The 17,081-nt window shown below is 71.3% G+C and carries 16 protein-coding genes; 3 read left to right on the top strand and 13 right to left on the bottom strand.

Features of this window, described 5'->3' with window-relative positions; genetic code table 11:
• Positions 1-111 precede the first annotated feature (111 nt).
• The 7 genes from ACX80K_RS16140 to truB form a co-directional block, all read right to left on the bottom strand.
• Entirely contained in the window at positions 112-2,367 is a 2,256-nt protein-coding gene (locus ACX80K_RS16140; RefSeq protein WP_459272960.1) for a polyribonucleotide nucleotidyltransferase, read from the bottom strand.
• 269 nt (positions 2,368-2,636) lie between these two features.
• Positions 2,637-2,906 carry a 30S ribosomal protein S15 gene (rpsO, locus tag ACX80K_RS16145; protein ID WP_049829981.1) on the bottom strand — a complete coding sequence of 90 codons (270 nt, stop codon included), beginning with the start codon at positions 2,904-2,906 and terminating at the stop codon, positions 2,637-2,639.
• Between the two features lie 103 nt (positions 2,907-3,009).
• Complete coding sequence (locus tag ACX80K_RS16150) at positions 3,010-4,005, bottom strand: bifunctional riboflavin kinase/FAD synthetase (RefSeq protein ID WP_459272914.1); 996 nt, start codon at positions 4,003-4,005, stop codon at positions 3,010-3,012.
• A gap of 151 nt (positions 4,006-4,156) precedes the next feature.
• Complete coding sequence (locus ACX80K_RS16155) at positions 4,157-4,846, bottom strand: DUF4345 domain-containing protein (RefSeq protein ID WP_459272915.1); 690 nt, start codon at positions 4,844-4,846, stop codon at positions 4,157-4,159.
• A gap of 134 nt (positions 4,847-4,980) precedes the next feature.
• On the bottom strand, positions 4,981-5,391 hold the full coding sequence (locus tag ACX80K_RS16160; RefSeq protein WP_459272961.1) for a hypothetical protein: 411 nt from the start codon (positions 5,389-5,391) through the stop codon (positions 4,981-4,983).
• A gap of 56 nt (positions 5,392-5,447) precedes the next feature.
• A complete protein-coding gene (locus ACX80K_RS16165; protein WP_459272916.1) occupies positions 5,448-5,816 on the bottom strand; it encodes a hypothetical protein in 369 nt (122 codons plus the stop codon).
• Positions 5,817-5,819: 3 nt separating this feature from the next.
• Positions 5,820-6,731 carry a tRNA pseudouridine(55) synthase TruB gene (truB, locus tag ACX80K_RS16170; RefSeq protein WP_459272963.1) on the bottom strand — a complete coding sequence of 304 codons (912 nt, stop codon included), beginning with the start codon at positions 6,729-6,731 and terminating at the stop codon, positions 5,820-5,822.
• Positions 6,732-6,801: 70 nt separating this feature from the next.
• On the opposite strand from truB, the gene ACX80K_RS16175 reads away from it, so the two are divergent.
• Positions 6,802-7,977: a pyridoxal phosphate-dependent aminotransferase gene (locus tag ACX80K_RS16175; protein ID WP_459272917.1), complete on the top strand. Its 1,176-nt coding sequence runs from the start codon at positions 6,802-6,804 to the stop codon at positions 7,975-7,977.
• 85 nt (positions 7,978-8,062) lie between these two features.
• Here ACX80K_RS16175 and rbfA read toward each other — a convergent pair whose 3' ends face one another.
• From rbfA to ACX80K_RS16200, 5 genes are all read right to left on the bottom strand, one after another.
• Positions 8,063-8,500 carry a 30S ribosome-binding factor RbfA gene (gene rbfA, locus ACX80K_RS16180; RefSeq protein WP_459272918.1) on the bottom strand — a complete coding sequence of 146 codons (438 nt, stop codon included), beginning with the start codon at positions 8,498-8,500 and terminating at the stop codon, positions 8,063-8,065.
• Between the two features lie 106 nt (positions 8,501-8,606).
• On the bottom strand, positions 8,607-11,552 hold the full coding sequence (infB, locus tag ACX80K_RS16185) for a translation initiation factor IF-2 (protein WP_459272919.1): 2,946 nt from the start codon (positions 11,550-11,552) through the stop codon (positions 8,607-8,609).
• Between the two features lie 121 nt (positions 11,553-11,673).
• Positions 11,674-12,111, bottom strand: a complete 438-nt coding sequence (locus tag ACX80K_RS16190; protein WP_459272920.1) for a YlxR family protein — start codon at positions 12,109-12,111, stop codon at positions 11,674-11,676.
• Between the two features lie 35 nt (positions 12,112-12,146).
• Positions 12,147-13,145: a transcription termination factor NusA gene (gene nusA, locus ACX80K_RS16195; RefSeq protein WP_459272921.1), complete on the bottom strand. Its 999-nt coding sequence runs from the start codon at positions 13,143-13,145 to the stop codon at positions 12,147-12,149.
• A 10-nt stretch (positions 13,146-13,155) separates the two neighbouring features.
• Positions 13,156-13,830 (bottom strand): ribosome maturation factor RimP, encoded by a 675-nt coding sequence (locus ACX80K_RS16200; protein WP_459272922.1) that lies wholly within the window; start codon positions 13,828-13,830, stop codon positions 13,156-13,158.
• A gap of 129 nt (positions 13,831-13,959) precedes the next feature.
• On the opposite strand from ACX80K_RS16200, the gene ACX80K_RS16205 reads away from it, so the two are divergent.
• Entirely contained in the window at positions 13,960-15,144 is a 1,185-nt protein-coding gene (locus ACX80K_RS16205; RefSeq protein ID WP_459272923.1) for a DUF4439 domain-containing protein, read from the top strand.
• Positions 15,137-16,222 carry an aminoglycoside phosphotransferase family protein gene (locus tag ACX80K_RS16210; protein ID WP_459272924.1) on the top strand — a complete coding sequence of 362 codons (1,086 nt, stop codon included), beginning with the start codon at positions 15,137-15,139 and terminating at the stop codon, positions 16,220-16,222. The genes ACX80K_RS16205 and ACX80K_RS16210 overlap by 8 nt, the downstream gene beginning before the upstream one ends.
• A 46-nt stretch (positions 16,223-16,268) precedes the next feature.
• On the opposite strand, the gene ACX80K_RS16215 is transcribed toward ACX80K_RS16210, so the two are convergent.
• The gene (locus ACX80K_RS16215; RefSeq protein WP_459272925.1) at positions 16,269-17,081 is read right to left on the bottom strand and encodes a sulfite exporter TauE/SafE family protein; all 813 of its coding nucleotides are present in this window, start codon (positions 17,079-17,081) and stop codon (positions 16,269-16,271) included.

Raw genomic sequence — 17,081 nt, forward strand, 5'->3', positions numbered from 1 at the left:
CTTCTTCTCCCCCCGGATAAAAGGCACCCACCCCCCCCCCCCCCCCCCCCCCCCCCCCCCCACCCCCGGGGCCGCGGGCCGTGGGCTGCTCGGGACGAGCGCGGCGCTCGGCTAGTCGTCGTCGCCCTCTGCGACGGCGGGCAGCTCGATGCCGGCGTCCTCGACCGGCTCGTCGGCGACGACGGGCGAGAGCGACAGCTTTCCGCGGTCGTCGACCTTCGTGATCTCCACCTGGACCTTCTGGCCCACGGTCAGGATCTCGTCGACGTTGTCGACGCGCTTGCCGCCGGCGAGCTTGCGCAGCTCGGAGATGTGCAGCAGGCCGTCCTTGCCCGGGGTCAGCGAGACGAAGGCACCGAAGGTCGTGGTCTTGACGACCGTGCCCAGGTAGCGCTCACCGATCTCGGGGACCTGCGGGTTCGCGATGGCGTTCACGGCGGCGCGGGCGGCCTCGGCCGACTCGCCGTTCGTGGCGCCGATGAGCACGGTGCCGTCGTCCTCGATGGAGATGTCCGCCCCGGTGTCCTCCTGGATCTGGTTGATCATCTTGCCCTTGGGGCCGATGACCTCGCCGATCTTGTCCACGGGGATCTTGACCGAGATGATCCGCGGCGCAAACTCGGACAGCTCGTCCGGTGCGTCGATCGCGGCCTGCAGGACGCCGAGGATGTGCAGGCGTGCCTCGCGGGCCTGCTTCAGTGCGGCTGCCAGCACCGACGCGGGGATGCCGTCGAGCTTGGTGTCGAGCTGGATGGCGGTGACGAACTCGGCCGTGCCGGCGACCTTGAAGTCCATGTCGCCGAAGGCGTCCTCGGCTCCCAGGATGTCGGTCAGCGCGGCGTAGCGGGTCTGGCCGTCGACGACGTCGGACACGAGGCCCATGGCGATGCCGGCGACCGGCGCGCGGAGGGGCACACCGGCGTTGAGCAGCGACAGCGTCGACGCGCAGACGGAGCCCATCGACGTCGAGCCGTTGGAGCTCAGCGCCTCGGAGACCTGGCGGATCGCGTAGGGGAACTCCTCGCGGGTCGGCAGGACGGGCACGAGGGCGCGCTCCGCCAGTGCTCCGTGGCCGATCTCGCGGCGCTTCGGCGAACCGACGCGGCCGGTCTCACCGGTGGAGTAGGGCGGGAAGTTGTAGTTGTGCATGTAGCGCTTGCGCGTGACGGGCGACAGCGAGTCGATCTGCTGCTCCATCTTGAGCATGTTCAGCGTGGTGACGCCCATGATCTGGGTCTCGCCGCGCTCGAAGATGGCGGAGCCGTGCACGCGCGGCAGGACCTCGACCTCGGCGGTGAGCTTGCGGATGTCGCTGAGGCCACGGCCGTCGATACGGACCTGGTCCTTCAGGATGCGCTGGCGGACGACGGCCTTGTTGAGCGAGCGGAAGGCTGCGGACAGCTCCTTCTCGCGTCCCTCGAACCGGGCGCCGAGGGCGTCCAGGAGCTCGGCCTTCAGCGCGTCGGTCGCGGCGCCGCGGTCCTGCTTGTCGGCGATCTGGAAGACCTGGGCGAGCTTCTCGGACCCGGCCTCCTCGATGGCCGCGTACACGTCGTCCTGGTAGTCGAGGAAGATCGGGAACTCGACGGTCGGCTTCGCGGCGCGGGCCGCGAGGTCCGCCTGGGCCTCGCACAGGGCACGGATGAAGGGCTTCGCGGCCTCGAGGCCGTCGGCGACGATCTCCTCGGTGGGTGCGGTGGCGCCGTTCTCCTTGATGAGGGTCCACGAGTTGTCGGTGGCCTCAGCCTCGACCATCATGATGGCGACGTCGTCACCGGCGATGCGCCCGGCGACGACCATGTCGAAGACGGAGTTCTCGAGCTCGGAGTGCTTCGGGAAGGCGATCCACTGGTCGGTGCCGCTGCCGTCGGACACGAGGGCCACGCGGACGCCGCCGATCGGGCCGGAGAAGGGCAGGCCGGACAGCTGCGTCGACATCGAGGCCGCGTTGATCGCGACGACGTCGTAGCGCACGTCGGGGTTGATCGCGAGGATGGTCACGACGACCTGGACCTCGTTGCGGAGGCCCTTGACGAACGCGGGGCGGAGCGGGCGGTCCATGAGGCGGCACGCGAGGATGGCCTCGGTGGAGGGGCGTCCCTCGCGGCGGAAGAACGAGCCCGGGATGCGGCCCGCGGCGTACATGCGCTCCTCGACGTCGACCGTCAGGGGGAAGAAGTCGAAGCCCTCGCGCGGCTGCTTGCCCGCGGTGGTGGCCGAGAGCAGCGCGGTGTCCTCGTCGATGTAGACCATGGCGGAGCCGGCGGCCTGCTGGGCGAGGCGGCCGGTCTCGAACCGGACGGTGCGTGTTCCGAAGCGACCGTTGTCGATCACTGCTTCGGCGAACTGAATTTCGGGACCCTCCAAGAGAGTCACCTCCGTTTCCTTTGTCGGTGCTGAGCATCGGAGGCAATCGGCACCCGACGTGGTCCCGTCCCTTCTGGACGGTCCACGGCACCCGGTCTTCGATCGAGATCCACGGAGCAGCATGTCGCATGCGTTCCGGAGACCACTACCGAGGACCGCGAATGCGCGGTGCCGGTCGACTCCTGTTATGCGTGGGGTACTTCGTTGCTGTCTCCAGCGCAAAAGGCGGCTCCCCCTCCCGGGGAGAGGGTGCCGCCTTCCGGTGCTACTTATCGACGCAGACCGAGGCGCTCGATGAGCGTCCGGTAACGCGTGATGTCGGTGTCCCGCAGGTAGTCCAGCAGGCGACGGCGGCGACCCACGAGAAGCAGCAGGCCACGACGCGTGTGGTGGTCGTGCTTGTGCATCTTCAGGTGCTCGGTCAGGTCGAGGATACGACGGGAAAGCATCGCGATCTGCACCTCGGGTGAACCGGTGTCACCTTCGGCCAGGGCGTATTCCTTGATGATTTCCTGCTTGATGGCGGCGTCAAGGGCCACGAGTAACTCCTAGAGTTGTACCGTGAACAAGTGCTGAGCATCGCTTGCACGACGACACAGAAAAATCCAGCCACCACGGACTGCAGCCGGATCTTCGTCCAGTTTAGCGTCTGGGCCGTTGTTCTGTCGAAAGCAGCCCGCGCGCGCGTTCGACGTCGAGCTTCATCTGCTCGATCAGCGCCTCGGGCCCGGTGTAGGCCACCTGCCCGCGGAGCCGTTCGACGAATTCGACGACGACCGCCTGGCCGTACAGGTCGAAATCCTGCACGCGCTCCGGGGGACGGTTGATGACGTGGGCCTCGACCTGCCGGTCGACGCCGTCGAAGGTCGGGTTCGATCCGACCGAGATGGCCGCCGGCCAGCGGGTCCCCGCCTGGTCGACGAGCCAGCCCGCGTAGATGCCGTCCGCGGGGATGAAGCCCTCCGAGGACGCGGCGAGGTTCGCCGTCGGGTACCCGAGTTCCCGCCCGCGGGCCGCGCCGTGCACCACGTCGCCGCGCATGCGGTGGGGGCGACCCAGCACGCGGGCGGCGGTGCCGACGTCGCCGGCCTCCAGGGCCTCCCGCACCCACGTCGACGAGCAGCGCCGGTCGCCGTCGGCGTCGGTGGCGTCCACCGGGTAGCTGGCGCCGAAGTCGTCGATCGTGATCACCTCGAAGCCGAGCGTGCGGCCGAGCTCGCGCATGGTGTCGAGGTCGCCGCTGTTGCCCCTGCCGAAGCGGACGTCGTGGCCGATCACCACGGCCCTGGCCTTCAGCGCCCGGACGAACACCCGTTCCACGAACTCCTCCGGGGAGGAGGCGGCCAGGTCGAGGGTGTAGTGCATCATCAGCAGCGCGTCGATCCCCGTACCGGCGAGCGTGGCGACGCGGTCCTCGAGGCCCATGATCAGCTCGGGGGCGGAGTCCGGACGGTGCACCTGGGCCGGATGCGGGTCGAAGGACACGACGACGGCGGCCGCGGACCGCTGCCGCGCCGCCTCGACGACCTGCTGCAGGACGCGCTGGTGGCCCCGGTGCACGCCGTCGAAGTTCCCGAGCGTCAGGACTGAAGGCCCGAACTCGGGGGGCACACTGTCCAGGTCTCTCCAGTAGAACACGCATCTCCTTCGTGGTTCGGCGGATGCCCGGGACCCCGGCTGCGGTCCGGCGGGTCGCCGATCTCATTATGGCCGAAGGCGCCACGGCAGGTGGCATCGCGCACGGCGCGCACGAGGGGCGTCCGGCGTGGCGGGGAGGGGCGTGGGCCGGTCAGCCGCGCTGCGCGAACTCCTTGCGGAGGTCGCTCGTCTTCGCGATGTACTTGTGCCAGACGAGCAGGGCCGGCGGGAACGCCAGCTCGACGACCATGAGGATGATCAGGACGTAGTTGGGCGTCCCCGAGAAGGCCCAGGACAGGACGCGCCCGATCCCGCCGACGAACACCATGAGGCACACCAGCCAGAGCATGTTGGCCCACTGGAACTTGATGGCGATGGTGATGAAGGCGGCGCCGACGCCGACCATCATCGCGGAGAAGAAGCGGAACTGGCTCTCGAGGGTGGGGTTCACCGGCGTCCCCTCGGTGTCGGGCAGGCCCGCGGTCCCGAGGATCAGGTAGTAGGCGCCGAAGGCGGCGAGGACGAGGCCCACGAGGACGACGACGGTGCGGAAGACGTTCCAGTCACCGCCCGAGGACGCGGCCTTGCCCGCCTTCCTGCCCTTGGCCGGGGTGCCTGCCTTCGGCGTGCCGGGCCGGGTGCCCGACGTCCCGGTCGCGGCGTCGCCGGATCCGGTCGCCGCGTGCGGGGACGCGGCCCCCGAGGCCGCCGACCGGCCCTGGTCCTGCGGGGGCGTGCCGGAAGGAACCGACCCCGCGCCGTCGCGTCCGAGGGGACCGGACCCCGCGGGCCGTCCGCCGGGGGCGGAGGAGTTGTCGTGCTCGGGGCTGTTGCTGGTCATGTCGCTCCCTGGAGGCAGGCTGGATGTGCTCTAGCGCCATACTCTCACGGTGGGGTGCGCCGCCGGCAGCAGGGAACGCGGGCTCCCCCGGACCGTCACTTCGGCTACAGTCGATGGCCGGCCCGGCGGCGCCGTCAGCTGCGGCCGGGCCTGGTCCTGTGCAGCCAGGCGAGGCCGAGGATCGGCAGGACGAGCGGCACGAAGCCGTAGCCGCGGCCGAACCCGGACCACACGGTCTCGTGCGGGAACGCCTCCGCGTCGAGGACGCTGAGGAGCCCCACCGTGACGACCCCCACGAGTTCGGTGGCCACGGCCACGACGGACACCCGGTAGGCGCGCACCCCCGCACGGGCGAGGGACACCGTGGCCACGACGTAGACCAGCGCCGCGACGGCCGACAGCAGGTACGCGAGCGGTGCCTCGCCGAACTTGGTCGCGATCTGGAACGCCGCGCGGGCCGTCGCCGCCAGGGCGAACACCCCGTACACGGCGATCAGGAGGCGTCCGGGTCCGCCGGCGCGGCTCCTCCCCCGTGCGTCGGGCACTGCTCCGGCGCCGCCGCTCGCGGGCGCCCCCGATGCCGCTCCCCCGCGTCGCTTCGTCACAGTCCCGCCACCCCGTCCCAGATCTGTTCCATGCGGAAGAGCATGACGAACACCGTCAGCCCCGCCGCGGCGAGGACGAAGTTGCTCCATCGCGTCTTCTCGAGGATCGCCCACCAGAAGGCCCCCACGGGGACGACGAGCGCCGTGAGGAGGTAGCCCCAGAACTCCCAGGCCTCCCCGAGCACGGGCTCGCCCGCCACCTGGCGGACGACGGCGCCCACGGTGTAGGCCAGCAGGAAGAGCTCGACGGCCGCGACGGACAGGATGGTGATGTCGTTCGGGGGCTGCCGCAGCAGTGCGGCTCCGATGCAGAGGACGGCGGACAGCAGGCACACGAGCGTCCCGGTGAGGAGGAAGGGGTCCACCGGCTAGTCCTGCCCGCCCGGTGCGAACACCAGCGCGGTCCGGGCCGCCCCGCCGCGGTTCTCCAGCAGCGCCACGAGGGTACCGTCGGGTGCGAACGCGGCGACGGGTACGTCGGGCTCGGAGTTCGGGCCGATCCGGCGGCCGTGCGAGACGTCGACGGCCTCGGCGTCCGTGAGTTCCCGGACCGGGAACAGGGCGCGCCCGGCGTCGTCGAGCGGGAGGACCTCGAGGTCCGCCGCGAGCTCGTCCAGGGTGCGTGCCTGCCCGATGGAGTACGGACCGACCCTCGTCCGGCGCAGGACCGTGAGGTGCCCGCCGACACCGAGCGCGTCGCCCAGGTCCCGGGCGAGGGCACGCACGTAGGTGCCGGAGCTGCACTCGACGGTGACGTCGACGTCCTGCAGGCGGCCGTTGCTGACCCTGCGCACAGCGTGGATGTCGAAGCGGTGGATCGTCACGGGGCGGGCGGGGAGGTCCACCGCCTCCCCGGAGCGGACGCGGGCGTACGACCGCTCGCCCTTGACCTTGATGGCGCTCACGCTGCTCGGCACCTGCTGGATGTCGCCCGTCAGCGCGGCGACGGCGGCGCGGATGTCCTCCTCGGTCACCGCGGCGGCGATGCTGCCGCCCGTGACCTCGCCCTCGGCGTCGTCCGTCAGGGTCGACTGGCCGAGGCGGATCGTGGCGGTGTAGGTCTTCGAGGTGCCCACGATGAAGGTCAGCAGGCGTGTGGCACGGTTGATCCCGATCACGAGGACACCGGTGGCCATCGGATCGAGGGTCCCCGCATGGCCGACCTTGCGCGTCCCCGCGAGTCGGCGGAGGCGGCCGACGACGTCATGGCTCGTCCAGCCCTGAGGCTTGTCCACGATGATCAGCCCTGAGTGGACCTGCCCGGAATTCACGTCTCCCAGTATATCGGCCGCCGCTGCGGGTTCCCGCGCTTCCGGCGCGGGCGGACGCGTGCGCGATACGATCCTGCCTATGCCTTCAGCTCCGTCCCGTGCGGTCAATGTCCCGGTGAACCAGATCCGCGAGATCACGCAGGCGGCGTGGGCCACCCCCGACTCCATCGTCCTCAGCATCGGCGAGCCCGGCTTCCCCGTGGCGCGGCACGTGCTCGAGGCCGGCATGGCCGCCCTCGACAGGGACGAGACGAACTACACGCCCAACGCAGGCCTCGCACCGGTGCGGGCGGCCTTCGCCGCGAGGTTCTCGCACCTCGCGGGCGTCGAGGACGACCCGTCGCGCGTCTTCGTCGTCGCCGGTGCGCAGCAGGGACTGCACCTGGCGCTCAGCACGCTGATCGGGACCGGGGACGAGGTGCTGATCCCCGACCCGGGCTACCCCACGTTCACCATGACGGTCGGCCTGCTGGGCGGCGTCCCGGTACCGTACCCGCTGGTGCCCGACCACGGCTTCCAGCCCCGCATCGAGGACCTGCAGCGGCTCGTCACCCCGCGGACGAGGGTGCTGATGCTGAACTCGCCGTCGAATCCCCTCGGCTCCGTCTTCGGCGCCGACCTCACCCGCGAGCTCGTGCGGTTCGCGCACCGCAACGACCTGTGGGTGATCTCGGACGAGTGCTACGAGGCCTTCACCTACGACGTCCCGCACGTCAGCCCGGCGAGGTTCGACGCCGGTGGCCCCGAGGCCGTGCCCGAGGCCCGCGAGACGCGCGTCGTCACGTCGCTGACGCTGTCCAAGACCTACGGCCTGACCGGCCTGCGCATCGGTGCCCTCGTCACCCCGCCGGGCATGGAGCAGCTGCTGAGCAACGTCATGGAGGCCACGGTGTCCTGTGTCGCGGCGGCGTCGCAGTACGCGGCGCTCGCCGCCCTCACGGGCCCGCAGGACTACGTGTCCACGGCCCTGCACCACTACCGGGACAACCGCGATGCCGCCACCGCGGTCCTCGACGCACGCGGCATCGGCTACCTCGATGCCCGCGGGGCGTTCTACCTGTGGGCCGACCTGTCCCACGCCACGGGCGGGGACGTCCGCGCGTGGACCCGGCGCTTCCTGGCCGAACAGGGTGTCGCGCTGGCCCCCGGCACGGCCTTCGGTGCGAGGGGTGAGGGCTGGGTGAGGATCGCTCTCTGCGGGAGGACGGACGAGCTCGTCGAAGGGCTCTCCCGGCTCCCCTCCCCGCAGGCCTGACGCTCCCCCGGCCGGGAACGCGAGAGGCAGCCGACCCGCCGGCCGGCTGCCTCTGGTCGTGCCGGGCGGACCCGCCCGGGGAGGACTAGCGTCCCGCCTCGTCGTCCTCGGAGGTGCGGTACGGGTCCGCGTCCCCCGCGAAGTCGGCGCCCTGGGCGATCGCTGCCACTTCGGCGTCGCGCTCGCGTGCCTTCTGCAGCAGTTCCTCGAGGTGGCTGGCGTTGACCGGCACCTCGTCGGGGACGAACTCGAGCGTCGGCGTCAGGCGCGCGGTGATGTTCTTCCCGACCTCCGAGCGCAATACGCCGCGCGCGGACTCGAGTGCCATCCGCGTCGCCTGCTGCTCGTCGGCGTCCCCCAGCACGGTGTAGTACAGGGTCGCGTGCTGGAGATCGTTGGTCACGCGGGCATCCGTGATGGTGACCGCTTCCAGCCGCGGGTCCTTCACGCGGCGCCGGAGCGCCTCCGCGACGATGACTTTGATGCGCTGCGCGAGCCGCGCGGCGCGGGCCGGATCTGCCATTGCTGATACTCCTACTGAAGCGGGTGGATGGAGGACCCCGAGGGGTCCGGAGAAAGGAATGGCGCAGGCGCCCTGGTGACCCAGGGCGCCTGCGCGGACCGACGTGCTAGACGCGGGGCTTCTCCCGCATCTCGAAGGTCACGATGATGTCGCCTTCCTTGACGTCGTTGAACGAGCCGAGGCCGATACCGCACTCGAAGTCGGTGCGGACCTCGGTGGCGTCGTCCTTGAACCGCTTGAGCGAGTCCACGGAGAGGTTGTCCCCGATGACCTTGCCGTCGCGGAGGACGCGCGCCCTCGTGTTGCGTCGGATGATGCCCGACCGGACGATCGAACCGGCGATGTTGCCGAACTTCGAGGAGCGGAACACCTCCCGGACCTCCGCGGTCCCGAGCTGCGCCTCCTCGTACTCCGGCTTGAGCATGCCCTTGAGGGCGAGCTCGATGTCGTCGATCGCGGCATAGATCACCGAGTAGAAGCGCATGTCCACGCCTTCGCGCTCGGCGAGGTCCGCCACGCGCTCCGCCGGCTTGACGTTGAAGCCGATGATGATCGCGTTGTCGACCGTCGCCAGGTTGACGTCGTTCTGGGTGATCGCACCCACGCCGCGGTGGATGACGCGCAGCTGCACGCCTTCTCCGACGTCGATCTTGAGGAGCGAGTCCTCGAGGGCCTCGACGGCACCCGACACGTCACCCTTGAGGATGAGGTTGAGGGTGTCGACCTTGCCCTCGGCGACGGCCTGGTCGAAGTCCTCGAGGCTGATGCGCTTGCGGCGCTTCGCGAGGGCCGCGTTGCGGTCCGCTGCTTCACGCTTCTCGGCGATCTGGCGGCCGGTGCGCTCGTCGTCGGTGACGAAGAACGTGTCACCCGCACGGGGCACGTTGGACAGGCCCAGGACCTGGACCGGACGCGAGGGTCCTGCCGTCGTGACGACGTCGCCGTTCTCGTCGAACATCGCACGCACACGGCCGTGGGCCGTACCGGCGACGATCGTGTCCCCGACGTTCAGCGTTCCCGACTGCACGAGCACCGTGGCGACCGCGCCGCGACCACGGTCGAGGTTGGCCTCGATCGCGATACCGCGGGCGTCCTTGTTCGGGTTGGCCCGCATGTCCAGGGCGGCGTCGGCGGTGAGCAGGACGGCCTCGAGGAGGTCGTCGATGCCCATGCCCTGCAGCGCGGACACGTGGACGAACATGGTGTCGCCGCCGTACTCCTCGGGGACGAGACCGTACTCGGTGAGCTGGCCCTTGACCTTGTCCGGGTTCGCGCCTTCCTTGTCCATCTTGTTGACGGCCACGACGATCGGCACGTTGGCCGCCTGGGCGTGGTTCAGCGCCTCCACGGTCTGCGGCATGACGCCGTCGTCCGCGGCGACGACGAGCACGGCGATGTCCGTGACCTTCGCGCCACGGGCACGCATGGCGGTGAACGCCTCGTGGCCCGGGGTGTCGATGAAGGTGATGGCGCGCGTGCTGTCCTCGTGGACGTGCTGGATCTGGTAGGCACCGATGTGCTGGGTGATGCCACCGTGCTCGCCCTCGACGACCTTGGTGTTGCGGACCGCGTCGAGCAGTCGCGTCTTACCGTGGTCGACGTGGCCCATGACCGTGACCACCGGCGGACGGGCCTCGAGGTCGTCGTCACCCTCGGCCTCGAGCTCGGCATCGAAGTCGATGTCGAAGCTGCTGAGGAGCTCGCGCTCCTCGTCCTCGGGTGAGACGACCTGGATCTTGTAGCCGAGCTCGGTGCCGAGCACCTGGAAGGTGTCCTCGTCCAGCGACTGCGTAGCCGTGGCCATCTCGCCGAGGTGGAACAGGACGGTGACCAGTGCTGCGGGGTTCGCCTCGATCTTGTCGGCGAAGTCCGTGATGGACGAGCCGCGACGCATGGTGACGATGGTGTTGCCGTCTCCGCGGGGTACGCTCACGCCGCCCAGCGAAGGAGCCGACATCTGCTCCAGTTCCTGCCGCTTCGCGCGCTTCGACTTGCGCTGCTTGCCGCGACCGGCTCCACCCTTGCCGAAGGCACCGGCGGTGCCGCCGCGTCCGCGGCCGCCCTTGCCGAAGCCGCCGCCGGCGGGTGCTCCACTGGGGCTGTTCGGTGCTCCGCCGGGTCCGCGACGCGGACCGGCACCTGCAGCGGCACCGGGGGCTCCGCGGCCGGGGGCGGCGGGGCGTTCGGTGCGGTTCGGCATCATGCCGGGACTGGGACGCGAGCCGGGGGCTCCGGCGGGACGGGGGGCGCCGGGGCGCGGTGCACCCGGGCGGGGTCCACCGGCACCTGCGGCGGGGCGCGGTCCACCCGCACCTGCAGCCGGGCGGGGTCCGCCTGCGCCGGCGGCGGGACGCTGCTGTGCATCGTCACGACGACCGGGACGGGGCATGCCCTGCGACGGCGCGAAGGGGTTGTTGCCCGGACGCGGCGGACGCTCCGAGGTGCGGTCGGCACCACGATCGGTGTCGCCGCGGCGCGACCCCATGCCCTGCGAGGGCGCGAAGGGGTTGTTGCCCGGGCGGGGTGCGCCGCCGGGGCGGGCGCCCGAGGGTCGGGTCCCTGCCGAGGGGGCGGCAGGCGGTGTCGCTGGTCGGGGCGCTGGTCGCGTTCCCGGGGTCGGACTCCCCTGGGTGTCCTGCGGGGCAGGGGTGTTCTCCGCGGACGGGGCAGCCGGCGCGGCCGGCGCAGGCGTGTCCGCCGGAGCGGAGCCGTTCGAGAAGGGGGATGCCTGCGGAGCAGCCGGAGTGGCCGGTGCTGCAGGAGCGGCGGGGGTGGTCGGTGCGGGCGCGACCGGGGCGGGTGCCTCGGGAGCGGCCTGGGCTGCACCTGGCTTGGGGCCCGACGGCGCGGGGGCCGCGGGGCGTGACGGTGCGGGGGCGGTCTTGGCGCCGCCGCTGTCGGGGAATGCGCCGCGAAGCTTCTTCACGACGGGGGCCTCGATGGTGGACGAGGCTGAACGGACGAATTCGCCCAGTTCCTGCAGTTTCGCAACTGCGTCTTTCGAGGTTATACCGAGCTCTTTGGCGAGCTCATGTACGCGGACCTTGGCCACATTTCTCCTGTCTCGGTCCGCACCGAGCCAGGCACGAACCGTCTATTTCCTGCTGATGCCAGCCGCCGGGGCGTCTGGACGATCTGGTGCAGAGCGCAACGAAGATGTCATCGTTGCGCACTCATCGCTGGGTACTCATCGGGTTTCCATGAGGGTACTGACCCGCTTTCAGGGAGGACGGTGATGAATCGGAGCGTGTGTCTCGACGCTCCAGGGATGCCTGGAAGCCCGCTGCCAACTGCGCAGTGTCCACCGGCCCGCGGAAGGCCCTGTGAAAGGCTTTCCGCTTGACGGCCGTTTCCATGCATGCCGGGTCGGGGTGCAGCCAGGCGCCCCGTCCGGATAGGCGGCGCCGCTCATCGATGACGGCGACAAGGCCCCCGTCGATCGGTTGTGCGACAACCCGCATCACGTGTGACTGGCGGTCCCGCCGGCGGCATCCCACGCAGGTGCGTTGCGGATGGTGGTCCTCCGGGTGCTGCCCGGGGTCCGTCCTGTCGACAGGATCTCCCCTGTCTCCAGAATCTTCCGGGCACGACGCCACAGCAGTCATCTCCATTCTACCCCTTCCGGCCCGGCCGGCCGACCGGCCTCCTAGGCCTTGGCCGCCCTGGCCGCCTGCGCCGGCTGGGCGGCGTCGGAGACGATGTCGATGCGCCAGCCGGTGAGCTTCGCCGCGAGGCGTGCGTTCTGGCCTTCCTTGCCGATCGCCAGGGACAGCTGGTAGTCGGGGACGACGACGCGGGCGGACCGGGTGGTCTCGTCGGTGATGGTCACGGACGTCACGCGCGACGGCGAGAGCGAACTGGCGATGAAGGAGGCGGCGTCGTCGTTGTAGTCGACGATGTCGATCTTCTCGTCGTTCAGCTCGTTCATGACGGCGCGGACGCGGGTCCCCATCTCGCCGATGCACGCACCCTTGGCATTGACGCCGGGCACGTTCGCCTTCACCGCGATCTTCGTGCGGTGGCCCGCCTCGCGGGCGAGGGCGACGATCTCGACGGTCCTGTCGGCGATCTCCGGGACCTCCAGTTCGAAGAGCTTCCGCACCAGGCCCGGGTGCGACCGGGAGAGCGTGATGGACGGGCCCTTCATACCCCGGTGGACGTCGACGACGAACGCGCGGAGCCTCGTGCCGTGCAGGTACTTCTCGCCGGGAACCTGCTCGGGAGGCGGCAGCACGGCCTCCACGGAGCCCAGGTTCACCTGGATCATGTGCGGGTTGGTGCCCTGCTGGATCATGCCGGCGACGAGTTCGCCCTCCTTGCCGCGGAACTCCCCGAGGATGTTCTCGTCCTCGGCGTCGCGCAGGCGCTGGAGGATGATCTGGCGCGCGGTGCTCGCCGCGATGCGCCCGAAGCCGCCGGGCGTGTCGTCGAACTCGCCGACGGGCTCGCCGTCGTCGTCCTTCTCGGTCGCCCAGATGGTGACGTGCCCGTTGCGGCGGTCCAGTTCGGCGCGCGCCGTCTCGTGGGCTCCGGGCGTGCGGTGGTACGCGATGAGCAGTGCCTGCTCGATCGTGGGGATCAGCTTGTCCAGCGGGATCTCACGTTCGCGCTCGAGCAGCCTCAGTGCGCTCATATCGATGTCCATGCGGGTCTCCTTACGCGTGGTGCACGGCGCCGGAGTCATCCGGTTCGGCACCATCGCTGTTCTCGTGGTGTTCATCCTCAGGATGCGCGAATTCGACCTGGACGGTCCCCTTGCGGATCCTGGAAAACTCGAGGGCGAGTGGATCGCCCTGTTTGGGCTTCATGCCCTTCTTGACCGGCAGCTGGGGGATCATCCGGATGCCGGTGGCGGTGACGTCCTGGAGGCGTCCGACGACGACGTCGCCGGTCACCGGCTTGACCTCGACCATGCGTCCCACGTTGCGGCGCCAGTGCCGCGGCTCAGTGAGGGGGCGGGACACGCCGGGCGAGGAGATCTCGAGGCTGTACGGGCGGTCGTCGTCCTCGGGGTCGCTGTCCATGGCGGCGGACAGATCGGAGGAGATGGCGGAGATCACATCGAGTCCCACGCTCCCCGTCGCGTCCTCGGGCAGGTCGACGACGACGTGGACGGTGCGGTGGGAGCCCGCGACCTTCACCTCGACGTCCTCGAGGTAGAGGTCGTGCTCCTCCACAACGGGCTGCAGCCTGGTCCGCAGGCGCTGTGCTTCAACCTGCAGTTCGGCCTCCACGGCTGACTTGCGGGTCGAGGCATGTTTTTCGTTCCCGGACCGGACCGCCATGGCTGCCTCCCACTCGATGATGTTGTCCACCAAGAGTACCGACATTCCGCGACGCCCGGTGTATGGCCGGGTGAAACGCGTACTGCCGTGGGATCATCGGGAACTGTGATCAGGCGGGCGCAGACAGGTGGACAGCAGGGGCGCGGAGCCCCGGCAGGCTCCGCCGCCGGGCGGGTGGCCCGGTGGGTGGCGGGGCTCGTCGGCCTCTTCCTGGTGGTCCTCCTCGGCGTGGGCATCGGCGTGGGCATGTCGCCCGCGGAGCCGCAGGCGCCCGTCCGCTCCGCCGCCGAACAGGTACAGCTCGACGCCGAGGGGCGGTACCGTGCACTGGCCGCGGACGCGCGGGAGGCAGCAGTCGCCGACCCGGCGCTCGCCGGGACCCTGCAGGCCGTCGCGGACGACCTCGCCGCGCAGGCCGACGCCGTCGCCCTGCCCCGCTCCCCTGCGCCGTCCGGACCCGCGGCGACACCAGCCTCGCCTCCCACTGCCGCTTCCGGGCCGCAGGCCGCGGGGCCGTCGGCCACGTCGGCCCCCGCCGACGGGACGCGCGTCCTGCACCTGCTCCACGACAGCGCCCTCCGGAGCCTGGACGACGCCGTCGGCGCCGACCCCGGACCGGCCCGCGTCCTCGCCTCCGCCGGAGCCGCGCAGTGGCGGCATACTGTGCTGCTCGCGGCCGCCCTCGGCACCGACGCGGCCCTCCCGTCCGCCGACGCGCTCCCCGCTGCGGACCTCGCCTCCGGGACGGGCCTGTTCGCCGGGCACACCGGGGACACCGGCGACGCCGGTGACACCGGCGACGCCGGGGAGGACCGCGACCCTGCCGTACCGGCCGCGCACGCGTCCCCGGCGCCGGGGTCCGCGCCGGGAGCCCCACCCGGCGGTGTCCCCGCCGACTGCGCCGGCACGCCCCGGGGACCGGAAGCCGACCGGCACGCCCTGCTCAGCGCGAAGACGGCGGAGGACCGGGCACGCTTCGGCTACGAGGTCGCGGCGGCGCTGCTCCCCGATGCACCGGCACTGCTCGCCCGGTCGTCGGTGCACGGGACGGCCGCCGACGCCGCCGCCGGGCGCCTCGCGGGCCTCTGCGCCCCGCCCGCGCCCGCGCCGGCCGGGTTCGCGATCGGCGAGGGGTTCCGCGCCGATCCGGCCGCGGCGTTGAGGGACCTCGAACAGGATCACGCAGGACTGTACGCGGGGCTCATCCCCGCCGTCGGGCCCGATGCGAGGGCCTGGGCCGTCGTCGCCTTCAATGCCGCCGTGCAGCGCAGCCTCGACGCCGGGACGCCCCTGGGCCCCTTCCCGGGGCTGGAGGATGCCGAAGGTGCGGCGGCCCCCGAGGAGCCGGCAGATGGCTAGCGGCCGCGGGCGGACGCGCGACGAGGGCCCGGCGCAGGGCGACAGCGGCCGCAGCCCGGAGGACCGTCGGGCGGCGGCCGGGTTCCTGCCCGACCTCCCGGGACGCCTCGTGGAGAGTGCGCGGACGATTCCCGGCGGGGCGCGGTGGCTGCGGGACTGGCAGGGACTGCTGGCGGATCGGCTCGCCGCCTGGGACCTCGACCTCGACCTGGCTCCGGGGCAGCCGGCCTGGGCGGGACGGTGCGCGGTCGTCGTGCCCGTGGTGCGGCGGGACGACGGGCAGACGGGAAGGGAAGTCCTCAAGCTGACCGTCCCGCACGACGAAGCCCTCCCCGAGCCCGATGCCCTCGAACTGTGGGACGGGAGGGGTGCGGTGCGGCTCCTCGCGGCGTCGCGCCCGGACTTCGCGTTGCTGCTCACCCGCCTCGACGGCGACTCCTCGCTCGGCGACGTGGCCCTCGACGCGACGCCGCGGCCGTGGGCAGCGGTGATGCGGCAGCTGTCGATCCGCCCCGGGGACAGTGCGGCCTGGGCCGCGATCCCGCACCTGGCCTCCGCTGCGGAACAGTGGACGGACACCCTGCCCGCCCGGTGGGACGAGCTCGGCGAGCCCTTCCCGCGGTGGCTGATGGAGGCGGCGCTGGAGGTGTGCCAGTCACGTGGCGCCGTCGGCAGGAGATCGGAACGCGACGTGCTCGTGCACGCCGACCTGCACTATGCCAACCTGCTCCCGACGTCGCCCGGGCAGCTGCACGACTTCACGGCGATCGATCCGAAGCCGGTGCTCGGCGACGCCGAGTACGCCGTCGCACCCATGCTGTGGAACCGGCTCGACGAGCTCGACGCCGGTGATCCCGCGGGGCACCTGCGCGCGCACGGCACGGCCCTGGCCACGGCCGCCGGGCTGGACGTGGACCTGGCGTTCGGCTGGACGGTCGTCCGGGAGGTCAGGAACGCGCTGTCCTACCTCGGGCACGGCCTCACCGGGGATGCGCAGCGGTCGCTCTGGGTGGCGAGTTCGGTCCTGGGACGGACCCTCGACGGGCTGCCCCCGGTCCACGCGCTGCCGACCCTCTGACGGCCACCCGGCGGCACCGGGCGGCACCCGGTCCGCCACGCGCCCGTCAGGGTCCCGACACCAGGGGGCGGACGTTCTCCACCCAGACGTCGTAGCCGAGCTTGACGATCAGGGCCCCGACGACGACGAGGAAGACGACGCGGATGAACCTGCTCCCCTGGCTGATGGCCATGCGCGAGCCGGTGTAGCCCCCGGCCATGTTCGCGACGCCGAGGAGGAGCCCGAGGCCCCAGAGGATCGACCCGTTGGGGAGGAAGAACATGAGCGCGCCGAAGTTGGTGGCCATGTTCACGATCTTCGCCTTCGCGCTGGCGCCGAGGAAGTTGTACCCCAGCAGCGTGACCATCGCGATGATCAGGAAGGACCCGGTGCCCGGCCCGATGAGTCCGTCGTAGAAGCCGATGACGAGGCCGATCGCGCCGGCCGTCCCGTAGTGCCGGGCCCCCTGGTACCGCAGCTTCGTCAGGGTCCCCACCGAGGGCTTGAGGGCCGTGAACACCGCGACGGCGATGAGCGCCAGGACGATGATCGGCTTGAAGACCGAGGACGGCAGCGAGGCGGCGAGGATCGCTCCGCCGAAGCCCCCGATCAGCGCGACGCCCGCCATGGGCAGCGCCGTCCGCAGGTCGGGGTGCGCACGCCGGTAGTAGGTGACGGCGCTCGTCGTCGTGCCGAAGATGGACCCGAGCTTGTTCGTGGCGAGGGCCTCGACGGGCGTGATCCCGGGCACGAGGAGGAGCGCCGGCAGCTGGAGCAGCCCTCCTCCCCCGACGACGGCGTCGACCCAGCCCGCGGCGAATCCGGCGACGAGCACCAGCAGGATCGTGGCGAGGTGCAGTTCCTCGAGTCCCGGGACCAC

Source organism: Arthrobacter sorbitolis, from assembly GCF_054510995.1.

What these genes read in the sequence shown, in the direction of transcription:
- ACX80K_RS16155 (WP_459272915.1), bottom strand. Translation starts at nt 4,846, where the DNA reads ATGACCAGCAACAGCCCCGAGCACGACAACTCCTCCGCCCCCGGCGGA.
- nusA (WP_459272921.1), bottom strand. Translation starts at nt 13,145, where the DNA reads ATGGACATCGATATGAGCGCACTGAGGCTGCTCGAGCGCGAACGTGAG.
- rbfA (WP_459272918.1), bottom strand. Translation starts at nt 8,500, where the DNA reads ATGGCAGATCCGGCCCGCGCCGCGCGGCTCGCGCAGCGCATCAAAGTC.
- ACX80K_RS16175 (WP_459272917.1), top strand. Translation starts at nt 6,802, where the DNA reads ATGCCTTCAGCTCCGTCCCGTGCGGTCAATGTCCCGGTGAACCAGATC.
- ACX80K_RS16210 (WP_459272924.1), top strand. Translation starts at nt 15,137, where the DNA reads ATGGCTAGCGGCCGCGGGCGGACGCGCGACGAGGGCCCGGCGCAGGGC.
- ACX80K_RS16190 (WP_459272920.1), bottom strand. Translation starts at nt 12,111, where the DNA reads ATGGAGATGACTGCTGTGGCGTCGTGCCCGGAAGATTCTGGAGACAGG.
- ACX80K_RS16200 (WP_459272922.1), bottom strand. Translation starts at nt 13,830, where the DNA reads ATGTCGGTACTCTTGGTGGACAACATCATCGAGTGGGAGGCAGCCATG.